24 protein-coding genes and 1 tRNA gene are annotated in these 23213 nt (G+C 64.1%); 15 read left to right on the forward strand and 10 right to left on the reverse strand.

The window, feature by feature from the left end:
- Nucleotides 1-144: 144 nt before the first annotated feature.
- A complete protein-coding gene (locus JGU72_RS28590) occupies nt 145-3624 on the forward strand; it encodes an indolepyruvate ferredoxin oxidoreductase family protein (RefSeq protein ID WP_199687694.1) in 3480 nt (1159 codons plus the stop codon).
- Between the two features lie 21 nt (nt 3625-3645).
- Here JGU72_RS28590 and JGU72_RS28595 read toward each other — a convergent pair whose 3' ends face one another.
- Nucleotides 3646-4563, reverse strand: coding sequence for a LysR family transcriptional regulator (locus JGU72_RS28595; RefSeq protein WP_199687695.1), 918 nt, complete (start codon nt 4561-4563; stop codon nt 3646-3648).
- Between the two features lie 157 nt (nt 4564-4720).
- On the opposite strand from JGU72_RS28595, the gene JGU72_RS28600 reads away from it, so the two are divergent.
- Nucleotides 4721-5620 carry a DMT family transporter gene (locus JGU72_RS28600; RefSeq protein WP_199687762.1) on the forward strand — a complete coding sequence of 300 codons (900 nt, stop codon included), beginning with the start codon at nt 4721-4723 and terminating at the stop codon, nt 5618-5620.
- Here the strand turns inward: JGU72_RS28600 and JGU72_RS28605 are convergent.
- The gene (locus JGU72_RS28605; RefSeq protein ID WP_199687696.1) at nt 5602-6576 is read right to left on the reverse strand and encodes a helix-turn-helix transcriptional regulator; all 975 of its coding nucleotides are present in this window, start codon (nt 6574-6576) and stop codon (nt 5602-5604) included. The two genes, JGU72_RS28600 and JGU72_RS28605, sit on opposite strands and share 19 nt — an antisense overlap.
- A 92-nt stretch (nt 6577-6668) precedes the next feature.
- Between JGU72_RS28605 and JGU72_RS28610 the strand changes: the two genes are divergently transcribed.
- Nucleotides 6669-7070, forward strand: coding sequence for a RidA family protein (locus JGU72_RS28610; protein WP_199687697.1), 402 nt, complete (start codon nt 6669-6671; stop codon nt 7068-7070).
- A gap of 34 nt (nt 7071-7104) precedes the next feature.
- Nucleotides 7105-7581: a DUF488 domain-containing protein gene (locus JGU72_RS28615; protein WP_199687698.1), complete on the forward strand. Its 477-nt coding sequence runs from the start codon at nt 7105-7107 to the stop codon at nt 7579-7581.
- 23 nt (nt 7582-7604) lie between these two features.
- Here the strand turns inward: JGU72_RS28615 and JGU72_RS28620 are convergent, their stop codons facing one another.
- Nucleotides 7605-8351, reverse strand: coding sequence for a tyrosine-protein phosphatase (locus JGU72_RS28620; RefSeq protein WP_199687763.1), 747 nt, complete (start codon nt 8349-8351; stop codon nt 7605-7607).
- 148 nt (nt 8352-8499) lie between these two features.
- Between JGU72_RS28620 and JGU72_RS28625 the strand changes: the two genes are divergently transcribed.
- Together JGU72_RS28625 and JGU72_RS28630 are read left to right on the forward strand one after the other, a co-directional pair.
- Nucleotides 8500-9330, forward strand: a complete 831-nt coding sequence (locus JGU72_RS28625) for a phosphotransferase (RefSeq protein ID WP_199687699.1) — start codon at nt 8500-8502, stop codon at nt 9328-9330.
- A 34-nt stretch (nt 9331-9364) separates the two neighbouring features.
- Nucleotides 9365-9883: a glycine cleavage system transcriptional repressor gene (locus JGU72_RS28630; RefSeq protein ID WP_199687700.1), complete on the forward strand. Its 519-nt coding sequence runs from the start codon at nt 9365-9367 to the stop codon at nt 9881-9883.
- Here the strand turns inward: JGU72_RS28630 and JGU72_RS28635 are convergent.
- The gene (locus JGU72_RS28635) at nt 9874-10902 is read right to left on the reverse strand and encodes an AraC family transcriptional regulator (protein ID WP_307828648.1); all 1029 of its coding nucleotides are present in this window, start codon (nt 10900-10902) and stop codon (nt 9874-9876) included. The two genes, JGU72_RS28630 and JGU72_RS28635, sit on opposite strands and share 10 nt — an antisense overlap.
- A gap of 51 nt (nt 10903-10953) precedes the next feature.
- On the opposite strand from JGU72_RS28635, the gene JGU72_RS28640 reads away from it, so the two are divergent.
- On the forward strand, nt 10954-11991 hold the full coding sequence (locus tag JGU72_RS28640) for an LLM class flavin-dependent oxidoreductase (RefSeq protein ID WP_199687701.1): 1038 nt from the start codon (nt 10954-10956) through the stop codon (nt 11989-11991).
- A gap of 23 nt (nt 11992-12014) precedes the next feature.
- Here JGU72_RS28640 and JGU72_RS28645 read toward each other — a convergent pair whose 3' ends face one another.
- Nucleotides 12015-13214 (reverse strand): FAD-dependent monooxygenase, encoded by a 1200-nt coding sequence (locus JGU72_RS28645; protein ID WP_199687702.1) that lies wholly within the window; start codon nt 13212-13214, stop codon nt 12015-12017.
- A 1283-nt stretch (nt 13215-14497) separates the two neighbouring features.
- On the opposite strand from JGU72_RS28645, the gene JGU72_RS28650 reads away from it, so the two are divergent.
- A complete protein-coding gene (locus JGU72_RS28650) occupies nt 14498-16111 on the forward strand; it encodes an anti-phage dCTP deaminase (protein ID WP_199687703.1) in 1614 nt (537 codons plus the stop codon).
- A 362-nt stretch (nt 16112-16473) separates the two neighbouring features.
- On the opposite strand, the gene JGU72_RS28655 is transcribed toward JGU72_RS28650, so the two are convergent.
- From JGU72_RS28655 to JGU72_RS28665, 3 genes are read right to left on the reverse strand one after another with little or no spacing between them, the layout of a single operon-like run.
- Entirely contained in the window at nt 16474-16929 is a 456-nt protein-coding gene (locus tag JGU72_RS28655; RefSeq protein ID WP_199687704.1) for a ubiquitination-like system serine protease family protein, read from the reverse strand.
- Nucleotides 16926-18113, reverse strand: a complete 1188-nt coding sequence (locus JGU72_RS28660; protein ID WP_199687705.1) for a ThiF family adenylyltransferase — start codon at nt 18111-18113, stop codon at nt 16926-16928. Before JGU72_RS28660 ends, JGU72_RS28655 begins: the two co-directional genes overlap by 4 nt.
- Complete coding sequence (locus JGU72_RS28665) at nt 18088-18372, reverse strand: multiubiquitin domain-containing protein (protein ID WP_199687706.1); 285 nt, start codon at nt 18370-18372, stop codon at nt 18088-18090. The genes JGU72_RS28660 and JGU72_RS28665 overlap by 26 nt, the downstream gene beginning before the upstream one ends.
- A 111-nt stretch (nt 18373-18483) precedes the next feature.
- Between JGU72_RS28665 and JGU72_RS28670 the strand changes: the two genes are divergently transcribed.
- From JGU72_RS28670 to JGU72_RS28685, 4 genes are all read left to right on the forward strand, one after another.
- Nucleotides 18484-18858, forward strand: a complete 375-nt coding sequence (locus tag JGU72_RS28670; RefSeq protein ID WP_233533180.1) for a helix-turn-helix domain-containing protein — start codon at nt 18484-18486, stop codon at nt 18856-18858.
- Between the two features lie 28 nt (nt 18859-18886).
- Nucleotides 18887-19435, forward strand: a complete 549-nt coding sequence (locus JGU72_RS28675; protein WP_199687707.1) for an ImmA/IrrE family metallo-endopeptidase — start codon at nt 18887-18889, stop codon at nt 19433-19435.
- Between the two features lie 190 nt (nt 19436-19625).
- The gene (locus JGU72_RS28680; RefSeq protein ID WP_199687708.1) at nt 19626-19901 is read left to right on the forward strand and encodes a hypothetical protein; all 276 of its coding nucleotides are present in this window, start codon (nt 19626-19628) and stop codon (nt 19899-19901) included.
- 19 nt (nt 19902-19920) lie between these two features.
- A complete protein-coding gene (locus JGU72_RS28685; protein ID WP_199687709.1) occupies nt 19921-20931 on the forward strand; it encodes a hypothetical protein in 1011 nt (336 codons plus the stop codon).
- 508 nt (nt 20932-21439) lie between these two features.
- Here the strand turns inward: JGU72_RS28685 and JGU72_RS28690 are convergent.
- Entirely contained in the window at nt 21440-21658 is a 219-nt protein-coding gene (locus JGU72_RS28690) for a hypothetical protein (RefSeq protein WP_199687710.1), read from the reverse strand.
- Between JGU72_RS28690 and JGU72_RS28695 the strand changes: the two genes are divergently transcribed.
- Together JGU72_RS28695 and JGU72_RS28700 are read left to right on the forward strand one after the other, a co-directional pair.
- Complete coding sequence (locus tag JGU72_RS28695) at nt 21657-22046, forward strand: hypothetical protein (RefSeq protein WP_199687711.1); 390 nt, start codon at nt 21657-21659, stop codon at nt 22044-22046. The two genes, JGU72_RS28690 and JGU72_RS28695, sit on opposite strands and share 2 nt — an antisense overlap.
- A 119-nt stretch (nt 22047-22165) precedes the next feature.
- Nucleotides 22166-22321 carry a hypothetical protein gene (locus tag JGU72_RS28700; protein WP_199687712.1) on the forward strand — a complete coding sequence of 52 codons (156 nt, stop codon included), beginning with the start codon at nt 22166-22168 and terminating at the stop codon, nt 22319-22321.
- Here JGU72_RS28700 and JGU72_RS28705 read toward each other — a convergent pair.
- A tRNA-Gly gene (locus tag JGU72_RS28705) sits at nt 22313-22383 on the reverse strand. The two genes, JGU72_RS28700 and JGU72_RS28705, sit on opposite strands and share 9 nt — an antisense overlap.
- Nucleotides 22384-22473: 90 nt before the next feature.
- On the opposite strand from JGU72_RS28705, the gene dcd reads away from it, so the two are divergent.
- Nucleotides 22474-23052: a dCTP deaminase gene (dcd, locus tag JGU72_RS28710; RefSeq protein ID WP_199687713.1), complete on the forward strand. Its 579-nt coding sequence runs from the start codon at nt 22474-22476 to the stop codon at nt 23050-23052.
- Nucleotides 23053-23213: the final 161 nt, after the last annotated feature.

Raw genomic sequence — 23213 nt, forward strand, 5'->3', positions numbered from 1 at the left:
GACTTGTCCTTTGATAGACGAAACCTACATGGTTCCTCCGTCTTGTCGCCACTACAGTCGAGAGACTCCGCGAGCAGCAACCCCCGCTCGCGGACCCCCAATGAAGTGCTGCGATCCAGCGCCTCGACGAAGCGGAGTACGCACATGACGACTTACCTCGAACATGAAGCTGCGGACGTGTACGACCTGGACGACAGGTACCGAGTCGGATCTCGGCCCGTCTTGCTGACCGGTGTTCAAGCGATTGCCCGCCAACTCGTCGAGCAGCACGCGCGGGATCTTCGCAGCGGTCGTCGAACCGCGACCTTCGTCTCCGGCTACCAGGGCAGCCCCCTCGGCGGCGTAGACAGAATGCTGCTCGGCATGCCCAAGGTGCTCGGCGAGCACGACATCACCTTCGTCCCGGGATTGAACGAAGAACTGGCGGCGACGTCGGTATGGGGCAGTCAAGCCGACCTCCCGGTGGGTAATGCGACCCACGACGGCGTGGTCGGCGTCTGGTACGGCAAGGGCCCCGGTGTCGACCGTGCGACCGACGCAATCCGCCACGCAAACATGTTCGGGGTCAATGCACGTGGCGGTGTCGTCTTGTACGTGGGCGATGACCCGGCCTCCAAGTCCTCGACCGTTCCCGCGGTCAGCGAACGCTCGCTGGCAGCCCTCGGTGTCCCGGTTCTGTTTCCGCGCAACGCGACCGAGATTGTCCAGTTCGGTATGCACGCTGTCGCTCTGTCGCGTGCGTCCGGCTGCGTCGTGGCGGTGAAGATCGTCGCCGACGTCGCTGACGGCGCGTGGTCCGTCGACGGGTCGGTGTCCGATCTCGACACCACGATCCCCGAAGTACATTGGCAGGGACGTCCATTCGAGTACGCGCAGCGCGCGATGGTTGTTTCCCCCGATGTCATCATGGCGGCCGAAGCCGACCTGTACGGTCCGCGCCGAGCTGTCGTGAACGCCTACGGCGCCGCGAACGACATCGACTGCGTCGAGTTGAACCCGCCGCACGCGGAACTCGGAATCGTTTCGACAGGAACGACTTTCGATGCGATGCGCCAGGGATTGCTCGATCTGGGAGTCGATGATGCCGCGCTGCATCGCGCCGGCGTTCGACTGTTGCGGCTCGGCATGGCGTACCCGGTCAACCCGCAGCGGATCGCCGAGTTCGCGCGCGGACTCGACCAGATTTTCGTCGTCGAAGACAAGACAGCGTTCATCGAAACTCAGGTCCGGGAAATCCTTTACGGCACAGCGCATGCACCACAGATCCTCGGCAAGCACGATGCCGCCGGAGCGCCGTTGGTACCGGTCGGCGGCGAACTGACGGCCGTCCGACTCGTAGCGTCCCTGCGGCGCGTCCTCCGCGATCGCATTCCGCTGAAACCGGCTCTGCCGCTCGCCCTTCCGTTGGAAGTACTACCGTCGAAACGCACGGCCTACTTCTGCAGCGGTTGCCCGCACAACCGGTCCACCGCAATCCCGGAGGGTTCGATGGGCGGTGGCGGCATCGGCTGTCACACGCTCGTCACCCTGTCCGGTCGCGAGGACAGTGCGGTCACCGGCCTGACCCAGATGGGCGGGGAAGGTAGCCAGTGGATCGGGCAGGCACCGTTCACCGATGTGCCGCACCTGTTCCAAAACATCGGCGACGGAACGTTCTTCCACTCCGGACAGCTCGCCGTGCAGGCGTGCGTTGCCGCGGGGGTGAACATCACCTACAAGCTGCTCTACAACGACGTCGTCGCGATGACCGGAGCACAGGACGCGGAGGGGGCCCTGTCCGTTTCGGAGCTCACGCACAAACTGACGATCGAAGGTGTCCGGCAGATCATCGTCTGCGCCGACGAACCGAAACGCCATAAGAAACGACAGCTGGCCAAGGGCACGCTGCTGTGGCACCGCGACCGACTCGACGAGGCGCAGAAGCTGCTCCGCGAGGTTCCCGGTGTCACGGTGCTGATCTTCGACCAGCACTGCGCCGCCGACGCTCGGCGCAAACGTAAGCGTGGCGAATTGCCCACGCGCAATACCCGTGTCGTCATCAACGAGGCGGTCTGCGAAGGCTGCGGCGACTGCGGTGTCAAGTCGAACTGCCTGTCGGTGCAACCTGTCGAGACCGAGTTCGGACGGAAGACCCGCATCGACCAGACGTCGTGCAACACCGACTACAGCTGCCTCGACGGTGATTGCCCGTCGTTCGTGACGGTCGAAGTGCCCGAGGGGAAGCAGGTTTCGAAGAAGCGGACCGAACCGCCTGTCCTCGCCGATCTGCCGTACGAAGCACCGGTGGCCACGCAGAACGTCTTCCTCGCAGGCATCGGCGGCACCGGGATCGTCACGGTCAATCAGGTGCTCGCAACGGCGGCTTTGCGCGCCGGGTTCGAGGTCGAGAGCCTCGACCAGATCGGACTGAGCCAGAAGGCAGGACCAGTGGTATCGCACCTGCGGTTCGCTGCGAACGCCCTCGACCCGTCGAACCGCGTGACGCCGGGCAGTGCGGACTGCATCGTCGCATTCGACCTGCTGACCGCAACCGACAACAAAAACCTCGCCTACGGAAGTCCTGCGCGGACTGTCGCGGTGGCGTCGACGAGTCCGACTCCGACCGGAGACATGGTGTACGACAAGAACGTTCGGTACCCCGCTGCCGACGAGCTCGTGTCGCGCATGGCGACGGTGTCGTCGAAGCTCGTCCAGCTCGATGCATTGCAGGCGGCCGGGAAGCTGTTCGGCAACAACACAGCCGCTGCGAACTTCCTTCTGGTCGGTGCCGCCGTACAAGCCGGCGGACTGAAGCTGCCGCCCGCAGCGGTCGAGGAAGCAATCGGCATCAACGGTGTCGCGGTTTCGGCGAATATCGCCGCGTTCCGCTGGGGGCGAGTAGCTGTCGCCGATCCCGCAGCGTTCGCCGCCGCCACGGCGAGCGGAGAGGTTGCGCCGCGCAGTGTGGCTCCGGCCGAGTTGTTCTCCGGGGCGACGTTCGAGGGTGAGGTCCGCCGCTTGGTCGAACTTCGCGCCGGTCAACTTGTCGATTTCCAGAATGTGTTGGTCGCCAAGCGATATGTCGACCTGGTGCAGTCGGTGTGGGCTGCTGAGCAGGCCGTGACAACGCGGACTTCTTTCAGCGAAGCTGTGGCTCGTGGCCTGTACAAGTTCACGGCCTACAAGGACGAATACGAGGTTGCACGGTTGCTGGTCGATCCAGCGTTCCTTGCCTCGGTCGAGGGCGATGTGCCGAACGGGAAGAACCTGACCTACAAGTTGCACCCGCCGGCTCTGCGCGCCCTCGGCCGCAAGAAGAAGATCGGGCTGCGGCCGAAAAGCCATGGTGCACTGCGGCTTCTGGCTCACGGAAAAAGGCTGCGGGGTACGAAACTGGACCCGTTCGGTTACGCACACGTTCGCAAGGTCGAGCGGGCGTTGCTTGCTCAGTACACGGAGATGGTGAGTCGGCTCGCCGCAGATCTCGGACCCGACAGCTACGAAGTCGCCGTCGAAGCAGCCTCGCTCGCCGACGCGGTCCGCGGCTACGAGGGAATCAAACTCGTTGCTGTAGCGGACTATTGCGCGAAGTTGGCCGGATTGGGCATCGACACAGGAAAACTCGCCGAGCAGGTTGGCGACTGAGCAGCGCGCGGCTGGGCGGCTCTACCTGATCGGAGCCAGCCCGGCCTCGAGGCGCCCGATCTCGATGTGGTCGCGAAGCAGATCTACGACGCGTCGCACCGCGAGATTCGTTCGCAACGTGGCCCGGGTGCGTACCGCGATTCGACGCGTCGGTGTGGGGTCGATGAGCGGTACCGCGACCACCGATCGTGGCAACTCGCCGCAGCCGAGAACGGGCAGCACCGTGATGCCGACCCCCTCCGCGACGAACCTGATCCCGGTCGAGTAGTCGTGCGTTTCGATGTGGAAGGTCGGTGTGAAACCTGCTGCAGCACAGGCTTTCAGGGTGGCATCGCGGCATGGCCCGCGCGCGACGTCGTTGTCGACCCAGCGTTCGCTTTCGAGCTCTGCGATCCTGATCTCCGTACGGTCGGCTAGCCGATGGCCTCTCGGCAGTACGACCACGTACGGCTCTTCGAGCAGCGGCGCAACGTCGTACTCCGTGCTGCTCGCCAATGGGCTGCCCTCGACGAAGATCTCGATATCGGGGTCGGGTGTTGCGTCGACTGCCAACTCGATCAGTCGCAGATCGATCCGTAGTCCGGGAAATTCGTTGGTGATCGTCGCGATGATCGGCGGTATCCAGGCCGACCCGGCTGACGCGAAGTAGCAGACCGACAATCGGCCGGTGTGTCCGTCGCGAATGTCGGCGACAAAGGATTCGAACTCGGCCATTCGCTCCAGGACGCAGCCTGCCTCGTGCGCGACTGCACGGCCGGCGGCAGTCGGAACGACGCCGCGCCCCTGCCGTTCGATCAGGCTCAGGCCCGTTTCGCGTTGCAGCGCCGTGAGGTGCTGGCTGACCGCGGATGGGGTGTAGCCGAGGGTTGCTGCCGCTCCGTTGATGGAGCCGTCGGCCACAACCGCGCGGAAGACGCGAAGTCGATGCAGCTCGATCATGGGTGTGAATGTACAGCAATACTGAATTGAAGATAAGTAGAAATCGTTTGTGCTTATGTGTTGCGTGGTCGACAGTGGATGCATGACAGCTACCGCGATAGTGCCCGTGACCACGGAAGAAGCCGTTGGGCGGACGTGGCGCAACGAGTTGCCCGGCATGCCCAGCCTGCCCGTGCTCGCGGTTGTCACCACGGTCCTGCTGTGGGCGTCGTCCTTCGTGGTTATTCGGTCGGCCGGTGCCGTGTTCTCGCCGGGGGTCATGGCCCTGGTTCGGCTGAGCGCCGGATCGGCCGTGCTCGTGCTGATCGCGCTGCGCTACCGGCGGCCGCTGCCTCGTGGTCGCGCGCTCGGTCTGGTCATCGGCTATGGGCTGGCCTGGTTCGCCGGATACACCGTCTTGCTGAACTGGGCCGAACAGCACCTCGATGCCGGAACCGCGGCTTTGCTGGTCAACTTCGCGCCGATTCTTGTCGCGGTATTTGCCGGGGTGTTCATGGCCGAGGGCTTTCCGCGACCGTTGGTCGTCGGGATGCTCATCGCGTTTGTCGGTGTGGTGACCATCGCGGTCGGTGGTTCCGGTGGCGGCGCGAACGACTGGCTCGGCATCGTCCTCGGATTGATCACCGCTGTGCTGTACGCCGCCGGTGTGCTGATGCAGAAGGTCGCGCTGCGCACCGTCGACGCAGTGACGGCGACGTGGGTCGGGTGTGTGGCGGGATTCCTTGCGGTGCTACCCTTTTCGGGCGCCGCCGTGAGCGAGTTGTCGAACGCGCCGGTGTCGTCGATTCTCGGTGTCGTCTACCTGGGCGTCGGGCCGACCGCTATCGCATTCACCACGTGGGCGTACGCGCTCACGAGGACCGACGCCGGCAAGATGGCCGCCACATCGCTCGTCGTCCCGGCGATTGCGATCTTGCTGTCCTGGATCTTCCTCGGTGAAGTCCCGACGATTTTCGGATTCATCGGCGGCGCGCTGTGCCTGGGCGGTGTCGTCCTCACCCGCCGGACTCGGCCGCTGCGCCGGTCGCGGACGGACCATCAGGACGGGTCTGCGTAGAGGGTCGCGATCGTGGCGGCGCGATTACGCAGGATCGTGCGCAGCGATGCCGGCGTCAGGGCTTCGGCGCTCGTTGCCAGTTGCCACAGTGCCCATTCGGCGTGTCTCGAATCTTGGAAGGTCACTTCCATACGAAGCCAGCCGTCGGGGTCGGTTTCTTCCGTTCGGACGGCGAGTGCAGTGCCCACGAGTTCCTCGCGCCGCAACGGATCGACCCGAACCAGCACCGCGACCTGGTCGCCGCCGGTCCGGAACCTGGTACTTCGTTCCAGCCAGGCCCGATCGAGATCGACCCGGTTCGGTCGCTGCGCGGGTTCGGGCAGAGCCTCGGCGGCCAAGACCCGTGACAGCCGGTAGGTGCGATCCGCGCCGGATCTCGTCGCCAGCAAATATCCCTGGTCGCGCACCGTCACCAGGCCGATCGGGTCCACCGTGCGCCACATGGGGGCCTGGCCGCTCGCCGCGTAGTGGATGCGCAACTTGTTTCCGGCGAACACCGCGCGCCTGACCTCGGCCAAGACCGTAGCGGGTACGTCGTCGGCGATCTGCCGACGCGACAGCAGGTCGATCTCAGGGTCGATCAGTAGGCGCTCGGCGGCGGTCGCCGCGGTATCCCGATGACCGTCGGGTAGCGCGTCGACCACCTTCAGCATTGCCGACGCAACCGCCGAGCCGAGCCCGAACAGCTGGGCGCCGCGGCGCGATCCGGCGACCAGCAGGGCAAGCGCTTCGTCGTGGTTCAGTCCGGTGAGCTCGGTCCGAAACCCAGGAAGTAGTTCGAATCCGCCGCTCCGACCGCGTTCGGCGAAGACCGGGACGCCCGCGGTCGACAGCGCTTCGATGTCACGCAACACGGTTCGGGTGGACACTTCCAGCTCGTCGGCCAACTCGGTCGCAGTCAGCCGGCCACGCTGGCGCAACAGCAGCACCAGCGACACCAAGCGGTCGGCGCGCATACGAAAACTCTAAGCGAAATACACGACACAAGATGTCGTGATTCGCTGGGAGGCTTGTCGCTGGGTACATCGACGAATCGAATGGAGCTGATGTGGTAGCGGAACGAACGGCCATCAACCCGGTGACGTGGTCTCTGGAACTGGGGTTCAATCAGGGCGAGCTCGTCTCCGGGCAGACCCGGACGCTGTACTGCTCCGGGCAGACGGCCATGAGCGGCGACGGAAAACCCCAGCATGACGGTGACATGGGGGCTCAACTAGCGCTGAGTATCGACAACGTTGAGGCCGTGCTCGGCAAGGCCGGCATGGCTCTCGCCAACCTGGTCCGACTCAACGTCTACACAACCGATGTGGATCTGTTGTTCCAGCATTACGGCGTGCTGGCAGCGCGATTGGGCGCTGCCCAGGTGGCACCGACCACAACCATGCTCGGGGTCGAGCGGCTGGCAATCCCTGGCCAGCTGGTCGAGCTCGAGGCAACCGCCGTCGGGTAAATAGCATGGAGGCGGGTGATCTGTGGTGCTCAGAATGATGGCAGTCGGCGTCTACGGGTTCGATGGTGCGTCGTTCCTGCAGCAACTGGTGCACGCGGACGTCCGCCTCCTGCTCGACGTTCGCCAGCGGCGAGGCGTGCGCGGACCCGAGTACGCCTGGGCAAATTCGAGGCGGCTGCAGGCGGCGCTCGCCCAAGCCCGGATCGCCTACGAGCACCATCCTGAACTGGCCCCGACAACCGAACTGCGCCATGTCCAGTACGCCGAGGACGATCGCCAGGGGGTCGGCAAACGGTCCCGTCGTCACCTTGCTGCCGAATACACCCGCCGCTATACCGCCGAGATACTCGACTGCGCTGACCTCGCCCGGGTCGTGGCCGCGTTGCCGAGCAGCGGGGTTGCGGCGTTGTTGTGCGTCGAACGCGACCCCGAGGCGTGCCACCGTTCGTTGATCGCACAGCGGCTGACCGAGGAACACGGCATCACGTTCGAGCACTTGCGGCCGCTGTGACGGCGTATGGCGTTCCGTGCGGATCAGTCGAGCAGACGAGACCGTAGACGGGTCAGTAGGTCCGCGTCGACGCCGATCAGTTCGAGATAATTGGGGAAGCCGCCGTAGTCGGTGTCGACGACGTTCCACGCGGCGCTGATGAAGTCTTCGTGGACACCGAGCACCTTGTCGGAAACTTGCGTCAGGTCGCCGTTGCGCGCAACCACGAGCGCACGGAGGGGCGCAATCCCCTCGTTGCTGCGCTCGTAGTCGGCGAGGATGTCGTCGACCCTGATTCCGGCCGCACGCAACAGCGCTGCCATGATCCAACCCGCTCGGTCCTTGCCTGCAGCGCAGTGGACAAGCACGCCGCCATCCGAATCGGCGACCAGTCGGATCGTGTGCGCCAGCGCCGTCTGCGCGCCTTCGAGGACAGGAAATCGGCTGTATGCGTGCTCGAGTGCCGCTTCCGCGACAGCTGGCGTGAGTTTCCTGGGTTGCTCGTGCGGCGCCGAGCGGTCGTTGCTGTGGTCGTGGATGGGGGTCGAGTGAAGCGTGACGCCGTCGGGTAGCGCGTCGGCACCGTTGTACGCAATCTCGTGGCTACCGCGCAGGTCGACGACGTCGGTGATGCCCAATTCGAGCAGGGTGAGTCGCCCATCGTCGTCGAGGTTGCACAGTTCCGACGATCGAAACATGACGCCGGGCTTGATCTTTCGTTCGTCTTCGGTCGAGAGTCCACCGAGGTCGCGGAAGTTCCAGGCACCGGAAAGGCGGAACTGATCGACCATCACGATGTCGACGGTAGCCGAGCCTGCCGGCGGTGAGTTGCGACGTTGCCACTTCTAGTAACTATGGTGCCGCCTCGAACCTCCCTGTGAGTCCTCTCGCTGCATAACGTCACTTACACGGTTGCACGACTCGTAGTGAGGACACGCGATGGCCACCACCCAGCGTCGATCGAACACCCGGCAATGCCAACGATTGGTAGGCGGCTGGGGCGGCAAGGTCTACCGGCACGGCGGAACGGTCCGCCGCGAGACCGGACCCTGGACGCCCGCGGTTCATGCCTTGTTGCAGCACCTCGAGTCGGTCGGCTTCGCGGGCGCACCTCGGGTGCTGGGTGTCGATCGGGACGGGTTCGAGGTGCTGACCTTCATCGACGGTCAGACGTGCGGAGGTAACGCGGGCTGGCCCGGCTGGGGCCGTGCCGACGAGAACCTGGTCCGCATCGCCAACCTGTTGCGTCGCTATCACGATGCGGCCGAGACCTTTCGGCCCGCACCCGGAGCACTGTGGCGAGGTGGCCGTCGTGAGCTGCAGGCGGGGGAGATCATCGGGCACAACGATGTCAGCCTCGCCAACCTCGTCGCCGACTCGCACGGTCGCGTGCACTCGCTGATCGACTGGGATCAGGCCGGTCCGACGACTCGTCGCGCGGACCTTGCCTACGCCGCATGGCAGGTCGTCGGCCTGCACGCGCCCGGCCATGCCCGACATCGCGGATGGACGAGACGGCCCGACGTGGCGCGCCGCCTCGCGACATTCCTCGACGCATACGGACTCGCTGACCGCGACGGGTTCGTCGACGATGTGTGCAACCGAATCGCTCGATCAGTCGGCGAATTGATCAGCGAAGCCACGCGAACGGGTGCCTCCGTCGCCGATTTCGTCGCGCTCCTCGAGGGGGACATCGAGTTCGTTCGGGCGAATCGCGCGGCGCTCGAGCATGCGATCACTGCGGACGTCCGGGCGCGGCTCGCAGCCTGATGGATGTCCGGCCGGAGACGGCTAGGATTCCGACGTGCCCCATCTCGTTCTCACGGCCATCGGTGACGATCGCGCCGGACTGGTTTCCGCGCTCGCCGACGTCGTCGCCTCCCATGACGGCAACTGGGAAGAAAGCCAGCTGGCCGAACTGGCCGGAAAGTTCGCCGGCATCGTCGTAGTGCGAATCCCGGCGGACCGCATCGACGAATTCATCTCGGCCACACGCACTCTCGACGGATTTCTCGACGTCTCCGTCTACGTCGGCAACGCTCCCGATGCCGCCGATCCCGACGCGACGCGACTGACGGTTGCTGTCCTCGGGAACGACCATCCGGGCATCGTCCACGAACTGTCTGCCGCGCTCTCCGCACACGGGCTGAGTATCGAGCGGATGACCACCAACACACGGGAAGCGCCGATGGCGGGTGGCCTGCTGTTCGAAGCAACCATCGAGGTTCGAGTCCCGCCGCCGACCGACTTCGCGGCCGTTCGGGCCGAACTCGAACGCATCGCCGCCGATTTGTACGTCGACCTCGGGATCGATCAGACCTGAGCGGTGCGACCGAGCTTTGCGGTCCGGTATGCGCGCGGTCCCATACCGTGCCAACGCCGGAATGCTTGCGAAAAGCTGGAGATCTCGACATAGCCGAGTCGCTCGGCAGTCTCGCCGACCGTCAGCCGTCCGGAGATCAGCATTTCCTCCGCCAGTCGCTGCCGTACCTCTTCGAGGAGTCCCCGGAACGACGTCCCTTCCGCAGCCAGACGATTGCGCAGGGTCCGTGCGCTGATTGCAAGCATGCGTGCAACCTGATCGGAGCTGGGTGGACTGCCGGGGCGGGCCAGCAGGAGGTCGCGCACCTGGCCGGACGTGCCGGTGCGAGCCTGACGCTGCTCCAGTAGGTCCCGGCATTGTGCCTGGGTCAACGCGGCGGTGTACTCGTTTGCCTGTGGCAGAGGTCGGTCGATGAGGTCCTTGGGCAGCAGGACGACGTTCTCGTCGGCGCCGAATTCGGGACGCACCCCGAAAGCCTGTGTGTAGGGCGCGGTGTCGTCCGGTGCCGGGAACGTGAACCGCGCTTGCATGGTGGGGACCCAGTTTGTGAAGAGCTCTTTCTCCAGCACCCGGATCGCAGCGGCATCGCGCTCGACCGCGAACCGCCGTAGTCGGTCGGGGGTGTCGGAAGCATCCAGCACGAGCAGAAATTCGTCGTCTGTTTCGCGAGTGCGAATGCGTGAGAACGCGAAGGTCAGGTCCAGATATCGCAATCCGACTTCGACGGCGCTGCGCAGGGCCGGGCTACTGATCAGGGCGAACCCGAAAATCCCGTACGTCGTCAAGTGATAGCGGTTGCCGACCTGGAGGCCGAGATCGTCGGGGTAATCGAGCTCTTCGAGCAGATTGGCGATGACCGTTTGTTCCTGACGCGCCGTCACCTCGGCGTCGGGCTGTCGCAGTAGATCGACGGTCAGCCCGGCACCGCCAAAGCACAACTGCGCCGGAACTCCGCGCTCGTCGGCCACACCGAGGACGACCAGGATGCTCGTCGGCGTGCGCGGCATGTCCCAGTCCACGTCGTCGAGGGTAGCGGGAATTTCGATCGATGATTGAAGGTTCAACTACGCATGGAGAAATTCGGGTTTCTATCGTTCGGAAACTACGGCGCCGGTCGGGGATCGATGGTCGCCGACGCTCACGCTTCGTTGCACCAAGCCATCGACCTGTCGGTCCGCGCAGACGAACTCGGCGTCAACGGCGCGTACTTCCGGGTCCACCATTTCGCCCGGCAACAGTCGGCGCCGATGACACTGCTGGCTGCGATCGCGGCACGAACCAAGCACATCGAGGTCGGTACCGGTGTGATCGACTTGCGCTACGAAAATCCGCTCTACCTGGCCGAGGAGGCCGCCTCGCTGGACCTGATCGCCGATCAGCGCATCGCCCTCGGGATGAGCCGAGGATCGCCCGAAACCGTGACGCGCGGCTACGAGGCGTTCGGCTACACCACCAGCAAAGACCCGAGAGGCGCAGATATCGCGCGGGAGAAGTTCGACTTGTTCCTCGCGGCAATCGACGGAGAGGGCATCGCCGCCGGCGATCCGCGCGTGACAGGCAGCAACCGTCCGCAACCGATCCGACCGCTGTCGCCAGGGCTCAAGAGCCGCATCTGGTGGGGTTCGGCGACCAGGGACAGCGCCGAGTGGGCCGGCCGTCAGGGCGTGAACCTCATGTCCTCAACGCTGCTCACCGAGGACGCGGGCATACCGTTCGCGGACCTGCAAGCCGAACAGATCGCGCGATTCCGGGCCGCCTGGGACGAAGCCGGGCATCCGGGCACGCCGCGAGTATCGGTGAGCCGCAGCGTCTTTCCGCTGATCAACGACCTCGATCGGGCGTATTTCGGCGCGACCGATGCCGATCAGGTAGGAGTCATCGATGGCTACCGATCGACCTTCGGCAAGACGTACGCCGCCGAACCGGACGTCCTGATCGAGCAGCTGCGCGCCGATGCAGCCGTCATGTCGGCCGATACCCTGATGCTGACCATCCCGGTGGCACTCGGTGTCGACTTCAACATGCACGTGCTGGAGTCGTTCGCCACCCATGTCGCTCCGGCGCTCGGCTGGAACCCGGCAAATCAGCGAGTGGGAAGCCGAGTCTGAAACGGTTGCGCGGTGCGCTCCCGTCACCGCGCGATCGGCGCCCGGGAGTCGGGCACACCTGCGTAGTCGGGCAGCTCGACGCCGTTGATCGCGCGCCCGATAAGGTCGGTGAACCACTCGCTCTCGAAGTCGACGCTCGGTTCGGCGTCCGGTCCGGTGGCTTCACGGCTGTGCACATGCAACCGGCCGATCTCCTGGTTGGCCTCGACGAACGAGCGCATGTGCCGCTCGTACGCAGCGAACCCGGCTTCCGGGTCCCAGTCGGCGGCGGCCAACTCGCCGGCAAGTAGGTACGCGCCGACCAAGGCGAGCCCGGTGCCGGCACCCGACATCGGTGATGCGCTGAACGCCGCGTCACCGAGCAGGCCGACGCGACCGCTCGACCAGCGGTCCATCACCACCTGGGCGACCTGGTCGAGGTAGAAGTCCGGGGTGTCGTCGAGATGCGCGAGGATGCGCGGAGTCAACCAGCCGAAGTCGGCCATCTGCTCGCGCAAAAGGCTCTTCTGAGCCTCGATATCGCGATAGTCGACGGCGAAGTCGGCCGCGGGAAAAGACAACATGGCCATCGCACGGGTCGGGTCCCCGATGGGCCGCAGACCGGCGGAGCGACCAGACTCCTGGTAGTCGATCACCCAACGGTCCACGTCGAACTCGTTGGGCACTGTGTAGAAGGCCAGCACGAGCCCGAGGTGGCGGACGTACCGCTCGCGCGGCCCGAAGACCTGCTCGCGCAGCGACGAGTGCAACCCGTCCGCCCCGATGACAATGTCGAAGCGCTGCCGGTCGCCGCTCGCGAAGAGGACGTCGACCCCGTCGGCGTCCTGGGTGAGCTCGGCGATCCGGTTGCCGAAGATGTACGCGACGTCGTCGTGGGTGTCGTCGTAGAGCACCTGGGACAGAGTGCCGCGCAGGATTTCGATCTCCGAGATGTAACCGTCGCCGCCGTCGTCGTCCGCGCGGTAGGTCTCGAGCACTTTCCCGTCGACGTCCACGGTGTACGCGCCGGCGGTATCGGTGCGGGCCGCGCGAACCTCCGCGTCCAGCCCCATCCGCCGGATCACCTCTTTCGCGATCCCACGCGCATCGACCGCCTGCCCACCGGGCCGCAAACCGGGCGCCCGCTCGACCACGGTGACCTCGGCCCCGCGCCGAAAGAGCCAGTGGGCCAACGCCGGTCCCGCGATGCTCGCCCCCGCAACCAACACTTTGATACCGCTCATGTTCGCCCCCGCTCACCCGTCCAGGCCACTTTTCGGATCGTACAGCGGCTTGGTTCGCACGGCTAACGAGCCCGGCGAGGATGATACGTGGATCCGTGACGGTCGAGGGACTCGTCTGGTGCTCGTCCTGTTGAAAGGTGTTCACCAATGGTCCGGCGTGCGAATCCTGTGCGGCCTTCGTAGATTAGGCACGTGTTAACGACTCGCTGGGCACGCATGTGGCAGGCGGTCATTTACGTCGTGACGGTGCTTCTTGCTCGCGTTTGGATGGCGACGACCTGCAACGCGTGCCGACACACCGCCGCTCAGTTTCACGCGGCTGTGAGGCGGTCGCCCGGTCAGGTGCTGATCCGCCCGAGGATCGAGCACTTGGCGCAGTACTCACTGCGCCCGGCAATCGGTAGGAAAAGTTGGCCGCATTTATTGCACTGCGGGCGGTCAATCCGTCCCCAACCAAACCGCGCGGTCTTGTCGTGCGACGCGTACGGCCTGATCATTTTCGCCTGCATGAAGACTCAGGCATGGGCGTGTTTCGCCGCCGGCTTCCCACGCCGTGCGGCTCGGAGAACCGTTAGGTCGATACGGCTGGGCCGCGAGTCCTTTAAACTCGACTAGGCGGTTCATGTCGTCGTTCGAGATCAGGACACATCGGTCAGTACGACCGAGCTGTGCGGGAACGATGAGGCCGAGTGGTGCTTGTTCGGCGACATCGTCGATCGTCACCCCGCTCCGCACTTCGCTGAGGTCGTCGTGCCGTCCGCCGCAGAATGTCTCGCGAGTTAGCGGAGTCGAACCGGGTCGATCCCGGCAGCGGCAGCGTCCACGACCGTGAGGTAACCGTGGTTCTCGACGGCTACCTCCAGCACACGATCAAACACTGTCAGGTGCAATACCGTACTTAACGGCACGGTATTGCACACAATGGGTACGTTTCAAACGATGTGGATCGGGATTCAGCAGCACTCGGTGATATGCCTCCTCGGTCGTTGTACGGACGGTAGGCCGTACGCCGAACTGGCGGTGCTGTCCGGCTTGTCGGCAACGCCGGGACCGCTCGACTTCGTAGCTACCCGCAGCACACACGGCAGCAGGCAGTCCAGACGGCCGGGCACTGTCCCGTGGGGAGAGCAACTAGCGCTCCGAGGCCGCAGCTGTGCCCGCATCCGAAAAGCGTGGAGAGTTCCGCCGGATGCTCATCCGTATTGATGATACGAATGTTCAACACGTGAACTGGCGGGCTGGTGCCGTCCGGTCGTCGGGTCGATCCCCGGAAGGAATATTGCATGAAGTCCGACAAGGAGAAGGACCGGCTTCTTTCTGGCATCGATGTCGATCGGCCGGAGATCGTGATCGGCCTTGTCGGGGCGATTGGAACGCGACTCGGTGAGGTGGAGGCCAAGCTCGAGCGCGCGCTCACGAGTGTTGGCTACCGGACGAGCCGTCTTCGAGTGAGCGCGGCGATCACGGAGGCCACCGCTCGCCGAGCCGCCGAGATACCGGAATCGCTCACCAAGGTCGATCGATTGATGGACCAGGGCGACTTTCTTCGCGAACAGATCAAGCACGGTGGTGCGGCTGCAGCGCTCGCGATCACCGAGATCGCGGGCGAACGAAACGAGGGTCTTACGGGCGGCGAGTCTCGCGCCGAGCGTGAAGGTTTTGCCACAATCGTCCGACAGTTGAAGCATCCGAAGGAAGTCCAGCTGCTCCGAGCTGTATACGGACCGAGGTTCATCCTGATCGGTGCTTGGGCGCCGGAGGAGGAGCGACGGAAAGCCACCCAAGATTCGCTACGCAGCCATCATCCGGGAGAGTCGGCGTCGTTCTATACCGACAATGCCGCGCGGCTGACCGAGCGCGACGAGAAAGACGCCACCAAGCCGCTCGGTCAAAGCGTACGGAAAACGTTCGAACTGGCTGACGCTTTCGTGGCTCTCATCCCAGGACAAGATTCCGCAGATCAAATCAGCAGGATCGTGGAGTTGTTGTTCGGGAGCCCATTCATCACACCTACTCGCGACGAGCACGCCATGGCTCACGCGGCAGCCGCAAGCCTGCGTTCATCGGATGCCGGTCGGCAGGTCGGCGCAGTTGTCGCCGACGAGGACGGTGAGATCTTGGTGACCGGGGTCAACGAGGTTCCCAAACCTGGTGGCGGGCAGTACTGGCCGGACCACAATCCGGATCATCGAGACTTTCAGTCCGGCTTCGATGTCAACGAACGGCTGAAACTCACTCTGATCACCGACATCCTGGCGAAGTTGCAGCAGGCAGGGGGCTGGCTGTCGGCGAAGTGTCAGGACGAGGAGTTGAGCAAGCTGGCGCACCGAGCGGTCGTCGACGGACCGTTGACCGACAGTCGTGTGACCGGCATTCTCGAGTTCGGTCGGGTTGCGCATGCCGAGATGGCGGCGATCTGCACTGCGGCGCGTCGGGGGACTGCGATCGGTGGTGAAACGATGTACTCGACCACCTATCCGTGCCATGAATGTGCTCGGTTGATCATTGCCAGCGGGATACAACGGGTGGTGTACATCGATCCGTACCCGAAATCTCAGGTGCCGGAGATGTATCCCCATCAGATCGTCGACGGAAGTGCTCCGACTACGAATCGATCGGACGTAGTGACGTTCGAACCGTTCCGGGGTGTGGCTCCACGCCTGTATCGATCTGTGTTCATGATGCCTGACCGCGGGCGAGAGGACCTGACCGGCGAATACGCGTCGTGGGATGCGGCTGAGGCTGCACCCCGGCTCGTCGCGGACGCCGAAGCCATCCATTCCGTCATCGACGTCGAGCAGGGGGTGATCGGCGAAACACGGAAAGTGCTCGCTGAACTCGGCTTCCTTCCCGCAGGTGGGAGCCACGCCGACAGCGAGAAAGCCGTGCAGAGCTGACCCCGTGTCCCGGATCTCTAGATTTGTCGGTGTCGTGTGGTGAGATATCTACAAGGGTATGGTTTGGGTGGATCTGGAGGGTATGTTGAGCGAATCGCGAATGATGGCCGAGTTTGCCCGAGCCGAGGCACGTGCAAGTAACAATTCTCAGGGTGGTTCTCGACCGGTAATCGTTCGGTCGACCCCGGTCACCCGCGCGAGTGTCATGCGGAGCAATCGCTCGTCGTCGACCCGAAGCAGCAAGGGTACGACGAGGTAGCAATCGGAACCGTCGAGTATCTGGACGAACCGGTTGCGGGAACACCGCGACTGGTTCACTGCATGTAAGTCGGCGAGTCAACGGGCCTCACAATGCTGGATACTCATTCCTGTCGCCAGAGCCTTCGGCGTAGTCGGTCCCACCGCGTACTGTGCTGTTGCTTACCTTCCGGCTTGTGCGACGCGTCGGGTATGTCTAACGGTCCGTCGTCGCTACCGGTCCATTCATCGTACTTGAGCGCAAATCGGTCCTGTGTCCGGTTGCGGGCGATCTCGATCGGGGAGAACTGTCGAGCAGGGTGGACGCGCCCACGATCGAGGACGTAGTGGGACCGGCATGGCAGGGTCCAATTCCCCACGGACGGCCACAGCGAGATGTTGTGCCCGTCGTAGGTGATGGACCACTGTGCCGGGGAGAGCGGGGTGACGACCTCCTGGCCGCATCCACAGGCGCAGAGGTGCATGCAGGTGCCGAACTCGATGGACACGTAGAACACGCCGGCGTCAGGGGCGGTCGGGAACATGTCGACGAACTCGGGCCTCAGGCGTTCGATCTTCACTCGCCGGTCTCCTCGTCGGGCGCCTCGTTGGTGACGTCGTTGGTGTAGATCGAGTAGGTCGCGAACGTCTCACCGGTGCCGTCGGCGTAGAAGCCGAGAGAGCGTTTCCACCGGCCGACGGCGAGCGTCGCGTTCAACGCATTCAGGTCGGCTACTTGGATGTTGCGGTCATAGTCGTCGCGTTCGACTGCAGGTTTCGGGATCCGCGCCAACGCCGCAGCAGTGTCGCCGCCGGGTGCGGCGAAGACGATCCGGAGCAAACCCGACAGCTTGGCGTCGATCTCTTCCACACCCATACCGACATCGATGAACGGAATCCCGCGCCGGGACAGATGAGCGGCAATCGTCGGCTTCATCGTCGCGTCGTCCATCGCGACGAAGACGAAGGTTGCGCCGTCGAGGAGGGCCAAGTTCTCGGCGGTGATACATGTGCGCTCGGTTGCGATGCCGGTGTGCATCCGCCCGTACAGATCGGCGAAGTAGTCGACCTTCGCGGGGCGTTCACGCAGCTGGTCGAGGGCCGCTGCACCGGGGGCCCGAAACGCGTTGTGGTTGTCGAAGGTGTCGTCGTCGACGAGCAGGATGCTCTCGACGGGTGTCTTGGCGACCTGGTCGAGGATGTAGCCGCCGGTGCCGCCGAGTCCGATGATGACGATCCGCTGCTCGAGGAACACCTGGTTGAGCGCGGCGAGCCCTGCGCGCGAAGAGGCGGTGTCGCGGTAACGGAAGGGCAGGTCGTCTTCGGCTTCCTGCCACGCCGCGCCGGGCGTGGCGATCACGTTGTCGTCGAGCGCCATCGCGGGGTGGCTCAGAATGCGGACGTAGGCGGTGACCTTTTCGTACTGGGACGGGTAGCCGTCAGGGCCGGGTTTGCTCGACAACATGAACCGCGCGGCGAGTTCGTCCGAAACGACTCGGGCCTCGGGGTTCGCCAGGCTCAGCGGCACGCCGTGCTCGTTGCACGGTGTCGTGCCGCCGAACCAGATCCGGTGGTCGGTGTCGGAGACGATCCGCTCACCGCTGACGGTCACGGGGTAGGTGAGGAACCCGTAGGTGACGGTCCTGTCGACCGTCACGTACGGGATTTGGCGTATCAGAAGGTGGTTGGCCACGATGCTGACGTCGTATCCGTCGTAGAGGAGACGGCGGAGGTCGCCATCACGAGCGAGAGGTGCGGTAGACATCGAACACCATCTTGTTCTTGACCTTGACACTGCGGCCCGGGGTGAGCGAGCCCTCACGCTTGTCCTGGTGACCGCGAGTGAACCGGACCGTCACCTCCTCGCCGTCGCCGACCGGATGGCCGGGATACGTGAGTTCGACGACCTCCTCGTAGGAGATCGTCCGCTCCGCCCACTCGTGCGGTCGCGTGTTCACCACAATCGTGACCGTGCGGTCGTGGTGCTCGTGACCGACCGTCGTCTCGATCTCGGGTGCCGTCATAACGCTGCTCCTGTTCTGTATCGAATGTAACGCACTGCTCGAAATATCGAGCAGTGCTAGCATAGCAGGCATGACCGACATGTCGAGCAGTGCACGCAATGTGGGGCAACGTTGACGGGCGGGCCCACCGTCGATGTGAAGTCGCTACACGCGGCGATGGACGCAGCCCGCGCGCAGGCCGGCCTGTCGTGGCGACAAGTCGCGAAAGAACTCGGAGTCAGCGCCTCGACCATCTCTCGGATGGCACAAGGTCTTCGGCCTGACGTGACCGCATTCGCGGCAATGACCACCTGGCTCCGGATGCCGGCCGAGAAGTTCTATCAGAACGCTGATCGATCGGATCGAGACCCGGACCTCGTGGCGTCGCTAGGACCGTTGCTTCGAGCACGAAGCGACCTGACCGAGAAGGATGTCTCCTACCTTGAAGACGTCATCGCAGCAGCCGCCCGCCGATTCAAATCCGAGCGCGAAGAGAGCCCCGATTAGACGGCGGACCGCGTGGACACAATCGCGCATGCGTGAGGTCGCCCAGGAGGAACGCAGCGGCCTCGGGTTGAACGACCATGAGCCGCTCGACCCCTATGCCCTCGCCCGCGAGCACGGCATACCCGTATACACCCTATCCGACCTGCGCGACCACGATCTGGAACCCGACGCCCTGGACCACTTCCACGGAGCAAGCACCTCGTCGTGGTCGGCTGCTCTAATCCCGTTCGATACGGCGAGAATCATCGTCGAAAACGATGCGCACTCGCTGGTGCGACGGCGCAGCAACATTGCCCACGAACTCGGTCACCATCTCCTCGAGCACTCCTTCGACAACGTCATCCTCGGCGAGGACCACAAGCGGCAGTTCGACACCCACCAGGAAAAGCAGGCGAAGTTCATGTCGGGTGAACTTCTGATTCCCGACAAAGCCGCTCGCCGCGCCGCATACGACAACTGGGACAACGCCCAGGTTGCCCGCGCCTTCGCCGTCAGTGAACAGTTCGCCCAGATGCGAATGTATGGCGCCAGGGTGATCGCCGAACGGGCCGCAAAGAAATTCGGAATCTCCCGGTAGCCTTCACCGTGGGATCAACGGTGATATGACCCGCGCCCGGCTCGGTTCGCACGAGCCGGTGCGGTCCGACAGTGAGTTCGGTGGCCCGCGTCAGTCCAGCACCCGTTCGCAGAACCGAGCCCGGCCAGCTCGCCCCGACGGTTCGGAACTCTCTTCGTCGGGCTGATTCGGTGCGAGGACAATCGTGAATATGCATGGACCCGATTTGCCTCCGGCAGACATGCCGTTCGATATCGACTCTTTCGTGCACCGGTGGCCCACCGCGGTCGAAAAGAGCGAACTCGTCGACGGCCGCGTGTTGTTGTTCACCGGGATATTCGACGAGCGCGACGCCGTCATCGCGCGGCACACCTATCCGGGTCGGATCGTGCTGGTCAACCAGGGCGGCAGCCCGGAAGTCCGTCCCGGCGGCGACAGTACCGACCCGCAGTCCGTGGTCGACCGCTACCGCACCGACAGTCGATGACAGAAGGGACAATCATCTTGTGACCGATTGGCTGTCGTCGTTCGTCGACTCGCTGGAGCCCGCCGCTCCCCAAAGGACCGTGGTGTCGGTGCGAACCATTCGCGCCGCGATCGAGGCTGCGCTGATGTCTTACACGCGTATCGATCTCGAGGTCGTTCTCGCCGACGAGCTGAAAATGCCATGGACACAGGACGATTCCCCCTCGGATCCTCGTTACACGAAACGCGACCTGATTTCGGCTTACACCGAGGACTGGACCCTGCCGCAGCTCATCGGACTGGCGAGGCGCGTCGTCGCCGAATGCGACGCACCGGCAACCAGCGAGTTGCCGCAGCTCATCGCCGAGTTCGACAAGCGCGGCGGGGTCGCAGCGGCCCCGAAGAACTTGATCTTCGCCGCGAACGGTCCCAAACCGGAACTCGTCCTCCGCGACGCTGTCAACAACGACATCGAGATCACCAAGAACGCGGAGTTCTGCCTCGTCTTCGACGACCCCGTCCCGGCAGACGGACTCACGTTCGCGCACATGGTCGACTGGTGGCGGCGGCGCGAGCGCATGGGCGACGACCTCGACGACCGTACGGTCGGGCTGGGTCTCCATCAACGGCTCGTCGAGAGCCTGGGCGACAACGACGCCGAAAAGCTGATCTTCGACGTCTACTGCCGCCGTTACAGGGCGCACGGCTTCGGAATTCCCGCCCTGATCCCGCAGGTCTACCTTCACTACGACCCGTACACGAGTCGGCACCGTGGTGACAAGAACAAGCCGCTTGCACGTCAGCGCATGGACTTCCTGCTCCTCTTCAGCGACCGGCAAAGGGTTGTCATCGAACTCGACGGCAAGCAGCACTACTCCGACGGCAACGGTCGCGCCGATCCGGCCCTCTACGCTCGAATGGTCGCCGAAGATCGCCGGCTCCGACTCGACGGGTACGAGGTCTATCGATTCGGCGGTGCAGAACTCACGGCGCCGGACGCGCAAGACATGCTGACGAAATTCTTCGACGACCTGCACCGGCGCATGACCTAGACACCGGGGTACAGAGTGCCGCAATCGTTTTATCTTGCGATGCCGATGTCGACCACTCGAGCAGGGGACGGCGCCACCTCTATCGGTCGTCGCACGTGCCGACTTAACCGCGGACGGCACGGGACTTGATGCACGCACCGTCGCCGGGCAGGTCGAGTAGCGCGTGGACCCTTTCAGATTAACGCGACAGTGCGAAAGCGTCGACAGCCCAGCGACGAAGCAGGTCCAGCTCACAGATCTCACACGCGCCGCGGGTTGCGGATCGGATTTCAGCGGGTCTTCGTGAACTCCTCTCGGGATCTGGGCGATATTTCGGCCGATCCCGTTTGCCCGCAGCACTGCTGCTGCGTGTAGTCGCGCGTGAACTCCTTTGTGCGCCGGCCGCAACGACTGGCAGCGTGGCTGCGTCGGCTCAGGAAACCCCGTTCGGGTAAACGCAGCACCAGTGCTAACACACCGGATTTCGCATTCTCGAGGTTCCGTCTGTCGGGCCGCGGATTTAGGATGATCAATAATCGGTCACCACAATCGAACCGTGCCCATCGGGTGCGGCAGCAGGATTGTCGCGCAGGCGACGATCGACTCGATAGCCGATGCCTAAGGGTGGTGATCTAATCCGGCAATTGCCTCGCACATGGTGAAAGACACTTACGGCAATCGGTGTCATTCTGATCAGCTGCCAGCGATTAACCGTCATGGCGTTCTGCATGAGGAGTTCTGCACTCATGACGATACTTCTCGTGTCGCCTGTCCGCGCCAGGCCTGCGTCGCTCCTATCAGCTTGGCTGACCGGTGTCTGCGTATACCCGTGGGGGCGCGTCGTACCGGTCCGTCACGATTGTGTGCGGCCGGTGCGACGCGTGTGTACTGCGTCCGGGGACGACCCGCTGGTGGTCTCGCGGCGACGGGGGCCTGATCAGGCCGCCGCCCTGGTGGGATCCTTCGACACGCCCCGGGATGTCCCCCGGCTGACCGTCGCGCGACTGCGGTCGACGTGGCTGACCTCTGTGCTGACCGACCTCGCACTAGGGGAAGTGTTCGCAGCGGCGGCAATCGTCAGCGGCAAAGCCTTTTCGGACCTTTCCACATACCTCCCCGCGGCGGAGATCGGCTGACCCGGTTGGCGCTGGCTCGCCGGAGGAGGGTCGTGATGGTGGCGCGCACCGCAGAAGAGTTGCTCGCCCGGTAAACGCCGCAAATCGCGACTGAGAAATGGTCACTGATCGGGCCGTTCGTGCGGTCGGTGATCCGCGAGGCGTACCCGACGAACACGCGTGCGAAAGTGTCGGCCGGCCGGATCGGCGAGGTCACCGCGCTCGTGTCGTGGGCAGTCGACGAAGGATTGCCGCTCGAACCCCCACACGAGGGAAATACCCCGTTGAGCCGATGACGGGAATCGAACCCGCGTGTCAAGCTTGGGAAGCTTGCGTTCTGCCATTGAACTACATCGGCGTGCGCGGCGATCAGCCTCGCGAGGCCCCACTTTAGCAGCGGTTGCTGCCGGACGCGGGACCCGTACGGGCACCGGCTAGCCTCAGCACTGTGCTGCTCTCCGATCGCGATATTCGCGCCGAGATTTCCGCTGGTCGCCTAGGCATCGAGCCGTTCCGGGCGGACCTTGTCCAGCCGTCGAGTGTGGACGTCCGGCTGGACCGGATGTTCCGTGTTTTCAACAACACGCGTTACACGCACATCGACCCGGCGCAGCAGCAGGACGAGCTGACGACTTTGGTCGAACCTGGCAAGGGTGAGCCGTTCGTGCTTCATCCTGGCGAGTTCGTGCTGGGGTCGACGCTCGAGCTGTGCACCTTCCCCGACGATCTCGCCGGACGGCTCGAGGGTAAGTCGAGTCTCGGTCGCCTGGGTTTGCTGACGCACTCCACGGCGGGCTTCATCGATCCGGGTTTCAGCGGGCACATCACGCTCGAACTGTCCAACGTGGCTAATCTTCCGATAACTTTGTGGCCCGGCATGAAGATCGGCCAGTTGTGCCTGATCAGGTTGACCAGCCCGGCGGAGAATCCGTACGGGAGCGCTGTCGTCGGGTCGAAGTACCAAGGTCAACGCGGTCCGACCCCCTCGAAGGCATATCTTAACTTCGAGAACTGGACGTACGAGTAGTTCTCCTGTTTGCGGGCTCCAAACGACCAAAATGTTCGATAAACAAACCAGAAGTATGTAATCGTGGCCCTCCACCTACCCAAAGTGTGAGTTACCCCCTAGTATTCGAGTCTGACGTCCTTCGGGGGGACGGCAAACATTCACAGTTGCTCTCCTGAGGG

It is taken from the genome of Antrihabitans auranticaus (assembly GCF_016481275.1).
GTDB lineage: Bacteria > Actinomycetota > Actinomycetes > Mycobacteriales > Mycobacteriaceae > Antrihabitans.

Bases quoted from the DNA above. Each gene is read 5' to 3' on its own strand.
- JGU72_RS28650 (WP_199687703.1), top strand. From the start codon at position 14,498: ATGAAGTCCGACAAGGAGAAGGACCGGCTTCTTTCTGGCATCGATGTC.
- JGU72_RS28625 (WP_199687699.1), top strand. From the start codon at position 8,500: ATGGCCACCACCCAGCGTCGATCGAACACCCGGCAATGCCAACGATTG.
- JGU72_RS28690 (WP_199687710.1), bottom strand. From the start codon at position 21,658: ATGAGTGCAGAACTCCTCATGCAGAACGCCATGACGGTTAATCGCTGG.
- JGU72_RS28660 (WP_199687705.1), bottom strand. From the start codon at position 18,113: ATGTCTACCGCACCTCTCGCTCGTGATGGCGACCTCCGCCGTCTCCTC.
- JGU72_RS28640 (WP_199687701.1), top strand. From the start codon at position 10,954: ATGGAGAAATTCGGGTTTCTATCGTTCGGAAACTACGGCGCCGGTCGG.
- JGU72_RS28615 (WP_199687698.1), top strand. From the start codon at position 7,105: ATGATGGCAGTCGGCGTCTACGGGTTCGATGGTGCGTCGTTCCTGCAG.
- JGU72_RS28680 (WP_199687708.1), top strand. From the start codon at position 19,626: ATGCATGGACCCGATTTGCCTCCGGCAGACATGCCGTTCGATATCGAC.
- JGU72_RS28605 (WP_199687696.1), bottom strand. From the start codon at position 6,576: ATGCGCGCCGACCGCTTGGTGTCGCTGGTGCTGCTGTTGCGCCAGCGT.
- JGU72_RS28595 (WP_199687695.1), bottom strand. From the start codon at position 4,563: ATGATCGAGCTGCATCGACTTCGCGTCTTCCGCGCGGTTGTGGCCGAC.
- JGU72_RS28590 (WP_199687694.1), top strand. From the start codon at position 145: ATGACGACTTACCTCGAACATGAAGCTGCGGACGTGTACGACCTGGAC.
- JGU72_RS28645 (WP_199687702.1), bottom strand. From the start codon at position 13,214: ATGAGCGGTATCAAAGTGTTGGTTGCGGGGGCGAGCATCGCGGGACCG.
- JGU72_RS28695 (WP_199687711.1), top strand. From the start codon at position 21,657: ATGACGATACTTCTCGTGTCGCCTGTCCGCGCCAGGCCTGCGTCGCTC.
- JGU72_RS28600 (WP_199687762.1), top strand. From the start codon at position 4,721: ATGCCCAGCCTGCCCGTGCTCGCGGTTGTCACCACGGTCCTGCTGTGG.
- JGU72_RS28620 (WP_199687763.1), bottom strand. From the start codon at position 8,351: ATGGTCGATCAGTTCCGCCTTTCCGGTGCCTGGAACTTCCGCGACCTC.
- JGU72_RS28665 (WP_199687706.1), bottom strand. From the start codon at position 18,372: ATGACGGCACCCGAGATCGAGACGACGGTCGGTCACGAGCACCACGAC.
- JGU72_RS28675 (WP_199687707.1), top strand. From the start codon at position 18,887: ATGCGTGAGGTCGCCCAGGAGGAACGCAGCGGCCTCGGGTTGAACGAC.